12 protein-coding genes are annotated in these 15119 nt (G+C 71.3%); 5 read left to right on the top strand and 7 right to left on the bottom strand.

Annotated features, from left to right (window positions below; all coding sequences use genetic code 11):
* Window positions 1-35: 35 nt before the first annotated feature.
* Window positions 36-1211, bottom strand: coding sequence for an acetoin utilization protein AcuC (locus AB0M01_RS21570; RefSeq protein ID WP_363672084.1), 1176 nt, complete (start codon window positions 1209-1211; stop codon window positions 36-38).
* Between the two features lie 233 nt (window positions 1212-1444).
* On the opposite strand from AB0M01_RS21570, the gene AB0M01_RS21565 reads away from it, so the two are divergent.
* The 4 genes from AB0M01_RS21565 (at window position 1445) to AB0M01_RS21550 (ending at window position 6247) form a co-directional block, all read left to right on the top strand.
* Window positions 1445-2101 (top strand): DUF4097 family beta strand repeat-containing protein, encoded by a 657-nt coding sequence (locus AB0M01_RS21565; protein WP_363672082.1) that lies wholly within the window; start codon window positions 1445-1447, stop codon window positions 2099-2101.
* Between the two features lie 30 nt (window positions 2102-2131).
* The gene (locus AB0M01_RS21560; protein ID WP_363672080.1) at window positions 2132-4324 is read left to right on the top strand and encodes a DPP IV N-terminal domain-containing protein; all 2193 of its coding nucleotides are present in this window, start codon (window positions 2132-2134) and stop codon (window positions 4322-4324) included.
* Window positions 4325-4486: 162 nt separating this feature from the next.
* Window positions 4487-5461: a tryptophan--tRNA ligase gene (trpS, locus tag AB0M01_RS21555; RefSeq protein ID WP_363672078.1), complete on the top strand. Its 975-nt coding sequence runs from the start codon at window positions 4487-4489 to the stop codon at window positions 5459-5461.
* A gap of 45 nt (window positions 5462-5506) precedes the next feature.
* Complete coding sequence (locus AB0M01_RS21550) at window positions 5507-6247, top strand: endonuclease/exonuclease/phosphatase family protein (RefSeq protein ID WP_363672076.1); 741 nt, start codon at window positions 5507-5509, stop codon at window positions 6245-6247.
* Here AB0M01_RS21550 and AB0M01_RS21545 read toward each other — a convergent pair.
* The 5 genes from AB0M01_RS21545 to proC form a co-directional block, all read right to left on the bottom strand.
* Window positions 6237-7139, bottom strand: coding sequence for a TIGR03560 family F420-dependent LLM class oxidoreductase (locus AB0M01_RS21545; RefSeq protein WP_363672074.1), 903 nt, complete (start codon window positions 7137-7139; stop codon window positions 6237-6239). The genes AB0M01_RS21550 and AB0M01_RS21545 overlap by 11 nt on opposite strands.
* Before the next feature lie 10 nt (window positions 7140-7149).
* On the bottom strand, window positions 7150-9552 hold the full coding sequence (locus AB0M01_RS21540) for a glycoside hydrolase family 65 protein (RefSeq protein ID WP_363672071.1): 2403 nt from the start codon (window positions 9550-9552) through the stop codon (window positions 7150-7152).
* Window positions 9549-10277 (bottom strand): beta-phosphoglucomutase family hydrolase, encoded by a 729-nt coding sequence (locus AB0M01_RS21535; RefSeq protein ID WP_363672070.1) that lies wholly within the window; start codon window positions 10275-10277, stop codon window positions 9549-9551. The genes AB0M01_RS21540 and AB0M01_RS21535 overlap by 4 nt, the downstream gene beginning before the upstream one ends.
* A gap of 11 nt (window positions 10278-10288) precedes the next feature.
* Window positions 10289-10852 carry a hypothetical protein gene (locus tag AB0M01_RS21530; RefSeq protein ID WP_363672068.1) on the bottom strand — a complete coding sequence of 188 codons (564 nt, stop codon included), beginning with the start codon at window positions 10850-10852 and terminating at the stop codon, window positions 10289-10291.
* Between the two features lie 111 nt (window positions 10853-10963).
* Window positions 10964-11773 (bottom strand): pyrroline-5-carboxylate reductase, encoded by an 810-nt coding sequence (gene proC, locus AB0M01_RS21525; RefSeq protein WP_363672066.1) that lies wholly within the window; start codon window positions 11771-11773, stop codon window positions 10964-10966.
* 230 nt (window positions 11774-12003) lie between these two features.
* Between proC and AB0M01_RS21520 the strand changes: the two genes are divergently transcribed.
* The gene (locus AB0M01_RS21520) at window positions 12004-12498 is read left to right on the top strand and encodes a hypothetical protein (protein ID WP_363672064.1); all 495 of its coding nucleotides are present in this window, start codon (window positions 12004-12006) and stop codon (window positions 12496-12498) included.
* A 64-nt stretch (window positions 12499-12562) separates the two neighbouring features.
* On the opposite strand, the gene AB0M01_RS21515 is transcribed toward AB0M01_RS21520, so the two are convergent.
* Window positions 12563-15094: a tetratricopeptide repeat protein gene (locus AB0M01_RS21515; protein WP_363672062.1), complete on the bottom strand. Its 2532-nt coding sequence runs from the start codon at window positions 15092-15094 to the stop codon at window positions 12563-12565.
* Window positions 15095-15119: the final 25 nt, after the last annotated feature.

The raw sequence follows: 15119 nt of genomic DNA, 5'->3' as shown, positions 1-15119 counted from the left end.
GAGGGTGTCTGGTGTGACTCGGCCGAACGTTCGATTCAGTACGTCGGGTCGAGGCCGAGCAGCGGGAACGAGACGTCCCGGGTGGCCTTGATCGAGCGGTCCAGCCAGGTGTCGGGGTTGTAGCCGGCCGACCAGGGCTCGTACGAGCCGTCGTTGCCGTCGGTCATCCGGCCGGGCGCGATCCGCGCGTAGCGCAGCTTGACCTCCTCGCGCCAGGACTCCGGTACGGCGGTGGTCGGCTCGACCGGCTTCCCGGCGACGATCGCCAGCAGGTGCGTCCAGGCCCGCGGGACGACCTCGATGATCGCGTAGCCGCCGCCTCCGGTCGCCACCCACTTGCCGCCGCAGACTTCGTGGGCGAGGTCGTGCAGAGCCGCGTACGCCGCGCGCTGGCCGTCGACGGTCTTGGTCAGGTGCGCGAGCGGGTCCTCGACGTGGGAGTCGCAGCCGTGCTGCGTGACCAGGACGTCAGGCCCGAACACCTTCACCACGTCCGGGACGATCGCGTGGAACGCGCGCAGCCAGCCGGCGTCGCCGGTACCGGGCGGGAGCGGGATGTTCACCGCGGTGCCCTCGGCGCCCGGCCCGCCGGTCTCCCCCGCCGTACCGGTGCCGGGGAAGAGCGTGGTCGGCGACTCGTGCAGGCTGACGGTGAGGACGCGCGGGTCGTCGTAGAAGACCGCCTGGACGCCGTCGCCGTGGTGCACGTCGACGTCGACGTACGCGACCTTGCGGGCGCCGTGGTCGAGCAGCCACTGGATCGCGATCGCGGGGTCGTTGTAGACGCAGAAGCCGCTGGCCTGGGCGCGCATCGCGTGGTGCAGGCCGCCGGCGATGTTGGCGGCGTGCAGGACCTCGCCCTCCCAGACCGCGCGGGCGGCCTCGACGGAGGCACCGGCGACGTGCGCGGAGGCGTCGTGCATGCCGGGGAAGCAGTAGGTGTCGTCGGTCCCGAGCCCGTGCCGCAGGTCGGGGACGTCCGGATCCTGGCCGGCCCGTTTCACCGCGGCGATGTACTCCGCGGTGTGCACGGTGCCCAGGAGGTCGTCGGACGCGGTCGGGGCCGGGACCACCCGCAGCTGGTCCAGGACCCCGAGGGCCCGGGCCAGCTTCACCGTGAGCTCGACCCGGACCGGGCTCATCGGGTGGCCGTGCCCGAAGTCGTACGCCGTCAGGCCCTCGTCGAAGACCAGCATCGCCTCACCACTCATGCCCAAGACCTTAGCCCCGGCCGCGCGGACACGCCCGCCGGAGCGTTCACCGGCAAGCCAACGCAACGACATCATCCACCGTTGTTGCGTTAGATTCTCAGCCAGTGCAATGAAATAGCGGCTCTGACCTGCGCAAACGCCTCAAACGCTGACAATTCTTGTTGCCGGATTCATGAACGCAACGTAGCGTTTCCCTCATCAGAAACACCAACGACGAACCCCCGGAGCACACCATGCAGACCTTCGCCAGCACCTCCCCGATCAGCACCGTCGTCGACATCCCGGCCGGCCGGATCCAGCTCATCGCCGCCGACCGCACCGACACCACCGTCGACGTCCGGCCCGCCGACGCGGCCAAGAACCGCGACGTCAAGGCCGCCGAGCAGACCACCGTCGAGTACGCCGACGGCGTGCTGCGGATCGTCACCCCCACCAAGCACCAGATCCTCGGCAGCTCCGGCTCGATCGAGGTCACCGTCCAGCTCCCGACCGGCTCGCGGGTCGAGGCCACGGCGGCCGGGGCCGAGCTGCGCGCGGTCGGCCGGTTCGGCGACTTCGCCTTCGAGGGCGCCCAGGGCGACCTCAAGATCGACGAGGCCGCGACCGTCCGGGTCGACACCAAGGCCGGCAACGTCACGATCGGCCGGCTGAACGGCGACGCCGAGATCAGCACCCTGCAGGGTGACCTCACCGTCGACGACGCTGTCAGCGGCACCGTCGTCCTGACCACGCAGGCCGGGAACATCTCGGTCGGTTCCACGGCCTCGGCCGCCCTGGACGCGGGCACCACGCTCGGCCGGGTGCAGAACTCGCTGAAGAACGACGGCGCGACCGCCGTGACCATCAAGGCCACCACCACCAAGGGCGACATCACCGCCCGTGGCCTCTGAAGAACACCAGCCCGTAAAGGATTCCAGCGCATGACCAGCACGCAGCAGTACCAGGCGGCGGAGCAGCTGCTCCGCCGCCCCGCCCGCCCCGGCGAGCTCGTCGTCGGGGACAAGGTCCGGCCGCAGTGGATCGACGGCGGCGCCCGGTTCTGGTACGCCGTCAACACCGGCACCGAGCACCGGATCGTCCTGGTCGACCCGGCCGCGGGCACCCGTGAGATCGTCGCCGAGCCGCCCGCGGCCACCGCGCCGGGCAACGCCGAGGACCCCACCGCGCCGAACACCGCCGAGACCGACGCCGAAGCGCCCGCCGCGCCCGGCAGCCCGTCCGCCAACCCCCTCGACGTCGCCTCCCCCGACGGCAAGTTCGCGGTCTCCCGCCGGGGCCACGACCTCTGGGCGGTCTCCGCCGACAGTGAATGGGCCCTGACCACCGACGGCGAAGCCGACTACGCCTACGGCGCCGGCCCGTCCTCCACCGCCAACCCGACCCTGCTCCGCAAGCTCGGCATCCCGTACCTGCCCCCCGCTGTCGCCTGGTCGCCCGACTCGACGAAGGTCCTCACGCACCGCACCGACGAGCGCAACGTCCGCCAGACCCACCTGCTGGAAGCCCGCCCGGCCGACGGCAGCGCCCCCACCGTCCACACCCAACGCTTCCCGTACGCCGGTGACGAGCACCTGCCGCTGGCCGAGCTGGTCGTCCTGGATGTTGCCACCGGCAACGTGGTCCGCGCCCAGGCCGAGCCGCTGCAGACGCCGGTGATGTCCCCGGTCACCTCCCAGTGGGCCTGGTGGGCTCCCGACGGCTCGGCGGTCTACTACCTCGGCCGCCCGCGCGACCTGCGCACTCTCACGCTGCACCGCCTCGACCCAGCGACCGGCGAGGTCAGCACGGTGATCACCGAGTCCGGCGAGACCCGCGTCGAGCCCAACCAGTTCATGACCGAGGCGCCGATCGTCCACACCACCACCGACGAGGTCCTCTGGTACTCGCAGCGCGACGGCTGGGGCCACCTCTACCGGTACGACGTCCGCACCGGCGAGCTCCTCAACCAGGTCACCTCCGGCGACTGGGCAGTCCGCCAGATCCTCCACGTCGACGAGCAGGAGCGCGTCGTCTACTTCACCGCCTCCGGCCTGGTCGCCGAGGACCCGTACCGGCGGACGGTCTGCCGGGTCGGCCTCGACGGCAGCGGCTTCGTCAAGGTCACCGACGACGACCAGGACCACGTCGTCACGGTCTCGGCCAACCACCAGTACTTCGTCGACTCCGCCTCGACGGTCGAGACCCCGCCGGTGATCAGCGCCCGCAACTGGGACGGCAAGATCCTGGTCGAGCTCGAACGCGCCGACATCAGCAAGCTCGTCGCCACCGGCTGGACGGCGCCGGAGCGCTTCCGCGTGAAGGCGGCGGACGGCGTCACCGACCTGTACGGCGTCCTGTACCGCCCGCACGGTTTCGAGTCCGACCAGCGCTACCCGATCGTCGACAACCTCTACCCGGGCCCGCAGGTCACCCGCGTCGCGCCCTGCTTCGACCCGGGCGGCATGGGCCTCGACGCGGAACCCCTGGCCGCGCTGGGCTTCGTGGTGATCGCACTGGACGGCCGCGGTACGCCGGGCCGCAGCAAGGCGTTCCACGACGCGTCGTACGGGCACCTGGCCGACGCGGGCTCGCTGGAGGACCACGTCGCCGCGCTGCAGCAGCTGGCGGCCACCCGGCCGTGGATGGACCTGGACCGGGTCGGCGCGTTCGGCCACTCCGGCGGCGGGTACGCCGCGGCGCGGGCGATGCTCGACTTCCCGGCGACGTACCGGGTCGGTGTGGCGATGTCCGGCTCGCACGATCCGCAGTTCTTCAACGCCGGCTTCGCGGAGGCGTACGACGGCGCGGACGCCCCCGAGACCTGGGCCCGCTCGTCCAACGTGCAGGCCGCCGACCGGCTCGAGGGCAAGCTGCTGCTGGTGCACGGCGAGATGGACGACCAGGTCCACCCCGACCACACGCTCCGGCTCGCCGACCGGCTGATCGCCGCGAACAAGGCGTTCGAGCTGCTCGTCGTACCGGGTGCGGAGCACGCGTTCCTCGACTGCCTGGCCTACGTCCGCGGGCGTTGCTGGGACTTCCTGGTCCGCGAGCTGGCGGGCACCGAACCGCCCGGCTACCGGCCCGAGCCGATCGTCATCGGACCGGAGCTCTTGGCCGAGATGTTCGCCTGATCTATGCTGCTCCGTGTGAACCGACTGACTTCGCAGCAGTGGTGGGCCGCCTGACGGCGGACCCCCAGCGTTCACACGCATCCAGAGGCCGCCTCGCCGAGGCGGCCTCTTTTTGTTGGCCTCGGACGGGGTGGCGTCACCACCCACGGAAGAGGAAACAAGATGACTTCGGTGTCCGGCATCATGCCGACCGGCCGGCTGACCCTCGGCAACCACCTCGGCGCGCTGCGCCGCTTCACCGACCCGGACGGGTTCTACTTCGTCGCCAACCTGCACGCGATGACCATGCGGCACGTGCCCCGGCGGCTGGCCGAGCTGACCCGGGAGACCGCGACGCTGATGCTGGCGGCCGGGTCCCCCGAGGGCACGGTGTTCGTGCAGTCGGAGGTCCCGGCGCACGTCCAGCTCGGGTACCTGCTCGAGTGCACGTCGTACGTCGGGGAGCTGTCCCGGATGATCCAGTACAAGGACAAGGGCCGGGACAGACCGATGACCCGGGTCTCGCTGTTCACCTACCCGTGCCTGATGGCCGCCGACATCCTGCTCTACGGGACCGACCGGGTGCCGGTCGGCGACGACCAGGACCAGCACGTCGAGCTGGCCCGGGACGTCGCGATCCGGTTCAACCGCGAGTACGGCGAGACGTTCGTCGTCCCGGAGCTGGCCAAGGCGGCGTTCGCGACCCGGATCAAGGACCTGCAGACGCCGACCGCGAAGATGAGCAAGTCCGACGTCGACGACGCGATCGGGACGATCCGGCTGCTCGACCCGCCGGACGTGATCCGCCGGCAGGTGATGAAGGCGGTCACGGACTCGGAGAACGTGGTCCGGCACGATCCGGAGCTGAAGCCGGGCGTGACCAACCTGCTGGAGATCCTGGCCGCGTGCACCGACGGTGATCCTGGTGAGCTGGCCAAGGGCTACCGCAGCTACGGCGAGCTGAAGACCGACGTCGCCGATGCGGTGCTGAGTGTGATCGAACCGCTGCAGCGCCAGTACGCCGTACTGGCGTCGGACCCGGCGACGGTCGACGCGCTGCTGGCCGCCGGACGGGACCGGGCGATCGAGGCCGCCGCGCCTTTGTTGCTGAAGGCAAGCACTGCGATGGGGCTGGCCACGGAGCGCGCCCTGGTTTGAAGGGGTGACGGCCGGGAGTCGGCGCAGGTTTGGTTGGATCGAGGGATGACTGTGCAGCTGCCGGTGGCGACGTTCAACATCCGGAACTCCTCGGCGCCGGACGGCGACGACTCCTGGCCGCTCCGCCGGGAGGCGACGGTCGCGGCGATCGCCGCGCTGGAGGCGGACGTGGTCGGGTTGCAGGAGGTGCTGCCCGATCAGCTCGACTACCTGCGCGAACGCTTCGGCGGCTGGGAGATCGTCGGCGCCGGGCGGGACGACGGCCTGGCGGCGGGTGAGCACTCGGTGGTGATGGTCCGGCCGGGCGCGTGGACGATCGCTTCGTACGAGACGCGCTGGTTGTCACCGACGCCGGAGCGGCCGGGGTCGGTCGGGTGGGATGCGGACCTGACCCGGATCGCGACGCTGGTCCAGCTCGAGTCGGCCGGTCAGCGGGTCGGGGTGGTCAACACTCACTACGACCACCTGGGGGAAACCGCCCGGGTCGAGTCGTCCCGGTTGATCGATCAGTGGGCGACGGCCGATCAGCCGTGGATCCTGATGGGTGACCTGAACGCCGAACCGGGCTCGCCGCCGCTGAAGGTGCTCACCGACGCGGGCTGGACCGACACCCTGCCTGCGGACGCCGGCGGGACGTTCCACGACTTCACCGGGGTGGCCGACGAGCGCATCGACCACATCCTGGTGAAACACCTGAACGTGCTGACGGCAGAAGTCGCCCAGGACCGGCCAGACGGTCGCCTTCCGAGCGACCACTGGCCGGTCGTCGCGACGCTCAGATCTTGACCAGCACCTCTTCGCGCAGCCGCTCCAGCGCGTCGAAGCGCTGGTTCCCCGAGCCGTAGAACGAGTCCGGGATCAGCAGCTCGTCGATGCCCGCGTCCGGGTACTGCGACAGCGTGTCCAGCACCTGCTCGGCGCTGCCGATCACGACCGGGCGGCCGGCCGCGATCAGGTTGTCGCGGTACGCCTCGGCCTCGGTGTCACCGGCGTCGATCACCTTGATCATCGCCTGCGTCGACCGCCGTACGGTCGAGGGGTCGCGGTCGAGCTTCTCGCAGTGCGCGCGGAAGACCTCGCCCTTGTGCCGGGCCAGCTCCGGGAGCCCCCAGTGGTTCCACTCGTCGGCGTACCGGGCGACGATCCGGAGCGCGACCTTCTCGCCCGACGCGCCGATCAGCAGCGGCAGGTGCGCGGGCTTCGGCTCCAGCGGCGCGCCGCTGAGCTGGTAGTGGGTACCGTCGAAGCTGAAGCGGTCCTCGGTGAGCAGCCCGCGGATCACCTGGCAGGCCTCCTCGAAGCGCGCCAGCAGCTCCTTCACCGGCGGCAGGGCGATCCCGTACACCTCGTGCTCGTTCACCTGCCAGCCCGCGCCGACGCCGAGCACGAACCGGCCGCCGCTGAGCTGGTCCATCGTGGCCGCCCAGTTCGCGACCACGGCCGGGTGCCGGTAGGTGTTGCCGAACACCATCGACCCGACCCGCACCCGCTCGGTCCGCGCCGCGAGGGCGCCGAGCAGCGCCATCGCCTCGTTCACCGGCACCGACAGGTCGTCGTTGTTCTGCATGAAGTGGTCGGCGATCCAGACGCCGTGCCACCCGGTCCGTTCGGCGTACTCCGCACCCTCGAGAATCTCCGGCCAGGTCCGCGAGGCGGCCGGCCACAGGGAATAGTCCATGGGACCGACCCTATGCCTCCCCGGCCAGGTGCTTCTCGCGGTTCTCCTTCGGGTGCTTCGTGACCGCCGACATCGGCTCGCGGCCGACCGGCTGCGGCGGGCGGGGCAGCAGCGGCTTGCGCTTCTTCAGCGGCTTGGTGACCGGCTGGTCCGCGGTCACCACGACCTCCTCCCCGGCGTGCAGGAAGCTGATCCGCGCGTCGGGTCCGTCGTGGACGGCGTACGTGACCTGGTGGTGCTGGACCTCGACGCGGAGCCGGACCCCGCGCCAGCGGACCCGGAAGACCAGGCCGTCGAGCCCGTCCGGCAGCGCCGGGTCGAAGCTCATCCAGCCGTCCTTCTCGCGCAGACCGCCGAAGCCCGCGACCAGCGCCATCCAGGCGCCGGCCAGCGACGCCATGTGCAGCCCGTCGCCGGTGTTGTGATGCAGGTCGAGCAGGTCGATCAGGGCCGCCTCGTAGGCGTAGTCGTAGGCCAGGTCGAGGTGCCCGACCTCGGCCGCCGCGACCGCCTGGACGCACGCGGACAGCGACGAGTCCCGGACGGTCAGCCGCTCGTAGTAGTCGAAGTCGCGCGCCTTCTGCTCGGGCGTGAACGCGTCACCGCACCAGTACGTCGCCAGCATCAGGTCGGCCTGCTTCACCACCTGGCGGCGGTACAGCTCGAAGTACGGCGCGTGCAGGAGCAACGGGTATCGGTCCTTGTACCCCTCGAAGTCCCACTCGGCGTACCCGGTGAAGCCCTCGGACTGCGGGTGCACGCCGAGCTTCTCGTCGTACGGGACGTAGACGGCGCCGGCCGCGTCCCGCCAGGCGGCCTCCTCCTCGGAGTCGACCCCCAGCTCGCGCGCCTTGGCCGGGTACTTGGCCGCGTACGACGCCGCGGCGCGCAGGTTCCGGGCCGCCATCAGGTTGGTGAACACGTTGTCGTCGGCAACGGCGCTGTACTCGTCCGGGCCGGTCACGCCGGGCAGGTGCCAGCGGCCGTCGCGGTCGTGGTGCCCGAGCGAGATCCACAGCCGCGCGGTCTCGACCAGCAACTCGACGCCGACGTCGGTCATGAACCGCTCGTCGAGGGTCGCGCAGTAGTACCGGGTCACCGCCTCGGCGATGTCGGCGTTCAGGTGGAACGCCGCCGTCCCGGCCGGCCAGTAACCGGAGCACTCCTGCCCACGGATCGTCCGCCACGGGAACGCCGCGCCCTTCAACCCCAGTACGCCGGCCCGCTCCTTGGCCTGCTCGAGGATCGAGTGCCGCCAGCGCAGCGCGTCGGCGGCGGCGTCCGGGATCGTGTAGGTGAGCACCGGGAGCACGAAGCCCTCGGTGTCCCAGAACGTGTGGCCGTCGTACCCGGCGCCGGTCAGCCCCTTCGACGGGATCGCCCGCCGCTCGGCCCGCGCACCGGCCTGCAGCACGTGGAAGAGCGCGAACCGGACCGCCTGCTGGAGCTCGGCGTGGCCGTGGACCTCGACGTCGGCGGCGTCCCAGAAGTCGTCCAGGAACTCCTTCTGCTGCTTGACCAGCCCGTCCCAGCCGGAGAACTGCGCGCTGGCCAGGGCCGCCGCGACCTGGTCCGCGATCGCCGTCTCCGACCGCAGGCTCGACCAGCCGTACGCGACGTACTTGACGACCCGCAGTTTCTCGCCCGGCTGCAGCTCGCAGATCACGGTGTTGCGGGCCCAGTTCTCCCGAATGTCCAGGTCGATCTTGGTGCGGACGGTGGTGTCGACCTCGTGCGCCATCCCGGCCGCCATCAGCTGGTTGCTCTGGCAGGTCCGGTGCACCAGGACGACGTCCTCGTCGTCGCCGTGCCGCGAGACCGGTTGCAGCGGGTTCTCCAGCACCGCCGAGACCCGCGGGTCGTCGGACAGCCGCGGCTGGGACTCGTTCGCGACCAGCTCGGACTGGATCACGATCCGGGTCGGCTGGTCGACCGCCTCTACGACGTACTCGATCGCGGCGATCGCGCGCTGGGTCAGCGACACCATCCGGCGGGAGCGGATCCTGACCCGCTTCCCGGCCGGGGACGTCCAGTCGGCGTCGCGCTGCAGCAGGCCGGCGCGGAAGTCGAGGACCCGCTCGTGGCTGTGCAGCTCGCCGTACCGGACGTCGAACGGCGAGTCGTCGACCAGCAGCCGGATCAGCTTGCCGTTGGTGACGTCGACCAGGGTCTGACCGGACTCGGGGTAGCCGTAGCCGGCTTCGGCGTACGGGAGCGGGCGGCGCTCGTAGAAGGAGTTCAGGTAGGTGCCGGGGATCGCGTACGGCTCGCCCTCGTCGAAGTTGCCGCGCAGGCCGATGTGGCCGTTGGACAGCGCGAACAGCGACTCCGACTGGGCCATCCGGTCGAGGTCCAGCCCGGTCTCGCGCAGCGACCAGGGCTCGATCGGGTGCTCGGCGGCGCGCTCGGTCATTTCGCTTCCCCGTCCAGCAGTTCGGCCAGGTCCTGTACGACGACGCTCGCGCCGTGCTTGCTCAGGGCATCGGCCTGGCCGACCCGGTCGACGCCGACGACGTACCCGAAACCGCCGGCCTTTCCGGCCTCGACACCGGCCAGGGCGTCCTCGAAGACGACCGCCTGGGACGGCTCGACACCGAGCTGTTTCGCGGCGGCGAGGAAGGTGTCGGGCGCCGGTTTGCCGTGCAGGTGCTGCTCCCGGATGGTGACCCCGTCGACGCGCAGCTCGACGTACTGGGCCAGGCCGGTCACCTCCAGCACCTCGGCCGTGTTCGCGCTCGACGAGACGACCGCGCGGCGCAGGCCGGCTTGCTGCGCGGCCTGCAGGTAGCGGCGGGAGCCCTCGAAGACGCGGACACCGTCGGTGCGGATCTTGCGCTGGACCGCGTCGTTCTTCCGGTTGCCGAGGCCGTTCACGGTGTTGGCCGACATCGGGTCGTCCGGGTCGCCCTCGGGCAGCGTGATGTCGCGGGAGGCGAGGAAGTCGCGGACGCCGTCGGTGCGCGGCTTGCCGTCGACGTACTGCTCGTAGTCCTCGTCGGTGAACGGGCTGCCGCCGCGATCGGACAGGAACGCGTCGAACATCTCCTTCCAGGCCGCGGCGTGTACCGCCGCGGTGTCGGTCAGTACGCCGTCGAGGTCGAACAGGCAGACCGTGACCCCCGCGGGCAGTCCCAGCATCGCTGCACCTTTCAGATCATGTGCCAGCGAACCAGGAACGCACCCACCGACAGCACCAGGTATGTCAGTACCAATACCACCCCGAGGCCAGGACGGGGGCGCGACCGGCGGACCGGCCGGTCGGCAGCTGCTTCCCGGGCCGCCTCGATCACGCCGGCGACCTCGTCGGTGCGGCCCTTGGTGATGCCGTTGATCTCGTTCTCGTCGCGGCCCGAGCCGAGCACCACCGACCCGTCGACGACCTCGACCCGGTCGACGTCCTGCCAGGCCAGGCTGCGCACCAGCAGGCTGGTCCGGGCCTTCAGCGTGGCCTCGGTGATCTCGACCTTGTACAGCACGACGCCGCCCGCGACCCGGACCACCGAGGCGCCGATCAGCGTGAACAGGCCGACCGCGAGGAAGTCGCGAGCGCCCATCCAGAGCCAGGAGTTCAGCACCGGGACCGCGACGAACGGCAGGACGAACAGCGCCCAGGCCCACCACGGCGCACGGTCGAGCGGGACCCGCCACGGCAGCGCGGGCAGCCGCCCGGCGGCCGGAGCCGTGGCGGCCGGGTCCACCGAATGGTTGTTCATGGCCGGGACCATAGTCGTCTCATCCTTGAAGTGGCAGGAAACCGCGACGACAACACTAACGGTGAGGCGCCGTACGGCGTTACTCGTGCTCCGTGGCGCAGGTTCGCCGCGTTACTCGGCGGCGAGGTCGCGCGAGCGGTTGCGGGCCGCCTCGATCGCGGACAGGAACGCGGCGCGGACCTTGTGGTCCTCCAGCTCGCGGACCGCGGCGGCCGTCGTACCGCCCGGTGAGGTGACGCGCTCGCGCAGGACGGTCGGGTGCTCACCGGTCTCGCGGAGCAGCTTCGCCGACCCCGCGACGGTCTGCACGACCAGCTCGGTTGCCGTACCGCGCGGCAGGCCCATGTGCACGCCGGCCTCGATCATCGCCTCGACGACGAAGAAGATGTACGCCGGTCCGGAGCCGCTGATCGCGGTCACCGCGTCCTGCTGCTTCTCCGGGACCCGCACGACCTTCCCGGTCGCGGCGAGCAGGCCCTCGGCCAGCACCAGGTGGCTCTCGTCGCAGTGCGCGCCACGGGAGATCGCCGCCATCCCCTCGTCGACCAGGGCCGGGGTGTTCGGCATGACCCGGACCACCGCGACGCCCTCGGGCAGCCGCGACTCGACGAACCCGGTGGTGATCCCCGCCGCCAGCGAGACGACAGTCTGCTCCGGCCGCACCGCGGGGGCGATCTCCTTGAGCAGCTCCGGCATGTCCTGCGGCTTGACGACCAGGACGAGCGTGTCCGCCTTCGCGGCCGCCTCGACGTTGGTCACCACGTCCACGCCGTACCGCTCCCGCAGCTCCGCCGCCCGCTCCTCGCGCCGCTCGGTGATCAGCAGCTCCGCCGGTCGCCGCCCGGCCCGCAACAGACCCGACAACAGGGTCTCCCCCATCACCCCGGCTCCGAGAATCGCCACCTGCCCGTTCGCACTCATGCGCTCAGGCTAGCCGTTCGACTTTGATCGAAATCCGGGTCGTGCCCACTGCGTGGGACGGAAGCTGCTGCGGCAACCGCCCTGCCGAAAGGAGACCCCATGCCACGCACCGACGGCACCCCAGCCTCCGTCGGCTGGTGATCGAGTTCGATCGAAAAGGCGGACGGGCTACCGGGCCTTCACACAGAGTGAGGGGGACAGTACAACCTCCGCCCGAAAGGTCGTTCTGAATGTTGAAGTTGCTTGGGACTACGAAGCGCGTTCTCGCTGTTGCCGCCGGCGTCATGCTGATCGGGGCCGGTGCGGCCAGCACGGCGAGTGCTGCTCCGGCGCCGGTCGACCTGCGTGATGCCGCCCAGTCCGGTGAGGCCGTCAAGGTTGTCGGGGCCGATCGGATGGTCGCCGCGGCGGCGCCGCCGGCCGGGTGCGTCGGGATCTACACCAGCTGGGCCGCCACCTGCTTCCAGTGGGACGGCGACGACCAGTGGGTGGTCGACCTCGACGCGAACGGCTGGACCGCGGTCGCCGGTGTCGACACCAACTACGGCAAGGAGCGCGACTGCGCGGCTCCGGCCGCGGCCGACGGGTGGAAGGAGTGCAAGTACGACCACCGCGAGGGCACCTGCGTGCGCTTCTTCCTGTACGAGAAGAAGTCCAACGGGACGCTGAACCGGGTGAGCGCGTACTCGCCGTGGTACAGCACCTCCAACGGCGCCCGCTGCTGACCTGATCTCCCGTCCGCCTGGCGCTTCGCGGGTCAGGCGGACGGGAGCCGGCGGTGACGTGCGGTCAGGCGGACGGGAGTTGGCGCCGCCGGACGGTCCGGTGCCCGGCCGTCGCCAGCCGGCTCCCGACCACGGCGGCCTCCGGGCAGCCGAGGTCGAGGAACGCCGTGTACGCGCGCCACCAGAAGTCCGTCGCCGCGGCCGTCAGCCCTTGCGCCGCGAGGATCTCGCCGATCCCGGCGCAGGCACGGCCGACCTCGTACCGGTCGTCGATCCGGTGCGCCTCGGACAGCACGTACTGGTGCCGGTGCATGCCATCGGCGTACCGGCCGGCTCTGGTCAGCGCGAAGCCGTAGTCGTTGGCGACCTCCAGCGTCACCGGCAGACTCCCCACCTGTACGGCGAGCCGCAGCGCCTCGTCGTGCCGCGCCAGGGCCTCGTCGATCTGCCCAGCGGCCCGGTGCAACCGGCCGAGACCATTCAGTGCCTCCGCCTCCGGCAGCGGCGCCGCCAGCCGCCGCGCGTGGTCGACAGCGGCCCGGAACCCCAGCAACGCTTCAGCTCGCAGCCCGAGCACCGCGCTCGCCTCCGCCACGTTGGTCAGCGCCTCCGCCTGGTCGCGGCTCCGCTCCCCCAGCTCCCGGCTGACCGCGAGCCCCTGCCGGAAGTGCTCCAGCGCCGGTCCGGTCAGCCCGAGCCGCAGCTTCGACCAGCCCAGCTCGGCCAGCGCGGTGGCGGTTCCGGATTTGTTGCCGCTGGCATCGAACAGCGCGAGCGCCTGCTCGGCCAGGGCGATCGCGTCGGCGTACCCGCCGAGCCGCCGGTTGCACATGCCGATGTTCACCACGCTGCAGGCCTCACCGCCGGGGTGACCGATCCGGCGGGCCACCTCGAGCGCCTGCTGGTAGGCGTCGCGGGCGTCGACGTACCGGCCGAGGCGCCAGTAGGTGCAGCCGAGGTTGTTGTACGAGCGCCCGCGCAGGCGATCGGTCTCCGCGCAGCTCACCGCCTCCCGGTGCAGCGCGACCGCGTCGTCGTAGAACGCGGCGGTGTCCAGGTAGCGCTGCAGGATCATCGACAGGTCGGTCGCGTACGACGGGTGCCCGAGCTCGCGCGCGGCCAGGGCGGTGGCGATCAGGTTGTGCCGCTCGGTGTCGAGCCATTCCTGCGCGTCGGCCAGACCGGCGAACGTGTCCGCCGGGTGGTCGCGCAGCATGTCCAGCTGGTTCCGGTCGACCGGCGCGTACGCCGAGGCGGCTGCTGCGACCAGCGATCGGTAGTGGGCGAGCAGCTGGGCCACGGCTGCCCGGCGTACGGGGGCGGGCTCCTCGTCGCTGACGCGGTCGAGGGCGAAGACGCGGACGAGGTCGTGGAGCTCGTAGCGAGCGCCGCTCTTCCTCAACAAGCTCGCTGCGACCAGGTCCTCCAGCGCGGTCTCAGAAGGGACACCGGTCAGCGCAGCCGCTGCCTGCACGTCCAGGTCGCGCCCGGGGTGCAGGGTGAGCAGCCGCAGCATCCGCTGGCTAGCGGGCTCGAGTGCTTGGTACGACATCGACAGCGCCGCCGCTACACCGTCGTCCAGCCGCAGCCGGGACTGGTGCTCCAGCAGCCGCTCCAGGTGGTCCTCCGCCGACCAGGACGGCTGCGCCTTCATCCGCGCCGCCAGCAGGGCCAGCGCGAGCGGCAGGTGCCCGACGGCGTCAGCGAGCTGCGCCTTCACCTCCGGCGCCGTGGCACCGAGCAGCAGCGCGGACTCCTCCGGCTCGAACACGTCCAGGTGCACTCGTACGGCGTACTCGGGACCTGCCATCCGGCGGCGGCTCGTCACCAGCGTCACGCAGCTCGGGCTCTCCACGAGTAGCGGCTGCAACTGGTCCTCGGACGCAGCGTTGTCCAGCAGTACGACGGCCCGCCGGTCACCCAGCAGCTCCCGGAACAGCCCGGCTCTCGCCGCCAGCCCGAGCCCGTGGATCCGGCTGCCCGCGACACCCAGGTGCCGGAGGAAGCCGTCCAGCACCGCAGCCGGGTCGGCAGGCGGGCGGTCCGGATCGTAGCCGCGCAGGTTGACCGACAGCTGCACCTCGGCGTCGCCGATCAGCTGGCCGGCGAGGTGCTCGGCCAGGGTGGTCTTGCCGACCCCCGGCATGCCGTCGACCAGCACCAGCCGGGTCTCCGCGCTGCTGACTTCCGCCAGCGTCTCAGAGACCGTGTCGGTCCGGCCGACGAACACCCCAGTCCCGCCGCCGACCACGTCGGCGACCCGGACCACTGCAGCCTCCGCCGCCAGCCCGGAGACGACCTGGTGGACCTGCCGCCACTCGGCAACCCGCGCCTGGTCGGTGAGCAGCGCACGGGCGATGTCGACGACCAGCTCGACGTCCAGCCGGCTCCGCCCGGGCAGCAGGCAGCGGTAGACCGTGTTGTACGCCGGGAGCTCGGCGATCCCCCGCTCCTGCCGCGAGCGCAGCACGCGGCGGTGCAGCTCCCGGAACGACACTCCGGACCAGCTCTGCAGCCGGCGCAGCCGCACGCTCAGCTCGTCGATCGTCCGCGCTCCCGCGGGCGACGGCGGTTCCCCGGTTCCAGCGACCGTCACGATCAGGCCCTCCCCAGATCGGAAG

The organism is Kribbella sp. NPDC051770 (genome assembly GCF_040681455.1).
Lineage (GTDB): Bacteria > Actinomycetota > Actinomycetes > Propionibacteriales > Kribbellaceae > Kribbella.
The sequence above is the reverse complement of the archived record's forward strand: the minus strand, read 5'-3'. Positions and strand labels throughout refer to the sequence as shown.

Coding starts and splice junctions, on each gene's coding strand:
- AB0M01_RS21570 (WP_363672084.1), bottom strand. CDS start 1,211: ATGAGTGGTGAGGCGATGCTGGTCTTCGACGAGGGCCTGACGGCGTAC.
- AB0M01_RS21565 (WP_363672082.1), top strand. CDS start 1,445: ATGCAGACCTTCGCCAGCACCTCCCCGATCAGCACCGTCGTCGACATC.
- AB0M01_RS21560 (WP_363672080.1), top strand. CDS start 2,132: ATGACCAGCACGCAGCAGTACCAGGCGGCGGAGCAGCTGCTCCGCCGC.
- trpS (WP_363672078.1), top strand. CDS start 4,487: ATGACTTCGGTGTCCGGCATCATGCCGACCGGCCGGCTGACCCTCGGC.
- AB0M01_RS21550 (WP_363672076.1), top strand. CDS start 5,507: ATGACTGTGCAGCTGCCGGTGGCGACGTTCAACATCCGGAACTCCTCG.
- AB0M01_RS21545 (WP_363672074.1), bottom strand. CDS start 7,139: ATGGACTATTCCCTGTGGCCGGCCGCCTCGCGGACCTGGCCGGAGATT.
- AB0M01_RS21540 (WP_363672071.1), bottom strand. CDS start 9,552: ATGACCGAGCGCGCCGCCGAGCACCCGATCGAGCCCTGGTCGCTGCGC.
- AB0M01_RS21535 (WP_363672070.1), bottom strand. CDS start 10,277: ATGCTGGGACTGCCCGCGGGGGTCACGGTCTGCCTGTTCGACCTCGAC.
- AB0M01_RS21530 (WP_363672068.1), bottom strand. CDS start 10,852: ATGAACAACCATTCGGTGGACCCGGCCGCCACGGCTCCGGCCGCCGGG.
- proC (WP_363672066.1), bottom strand. CDS start 11,773: ATGAGTGCGAACGGGCAGGTGGCGATTCTCGGAGCCGGGGTGATGGGG.
- AB0M01_RS21520 (WP_363672064.1), top strand. CDS start 12,004: ATGTTGAAGTTGCTTGGGACTACGAAGCGCGTTCTCGCTGTTGCCGCC.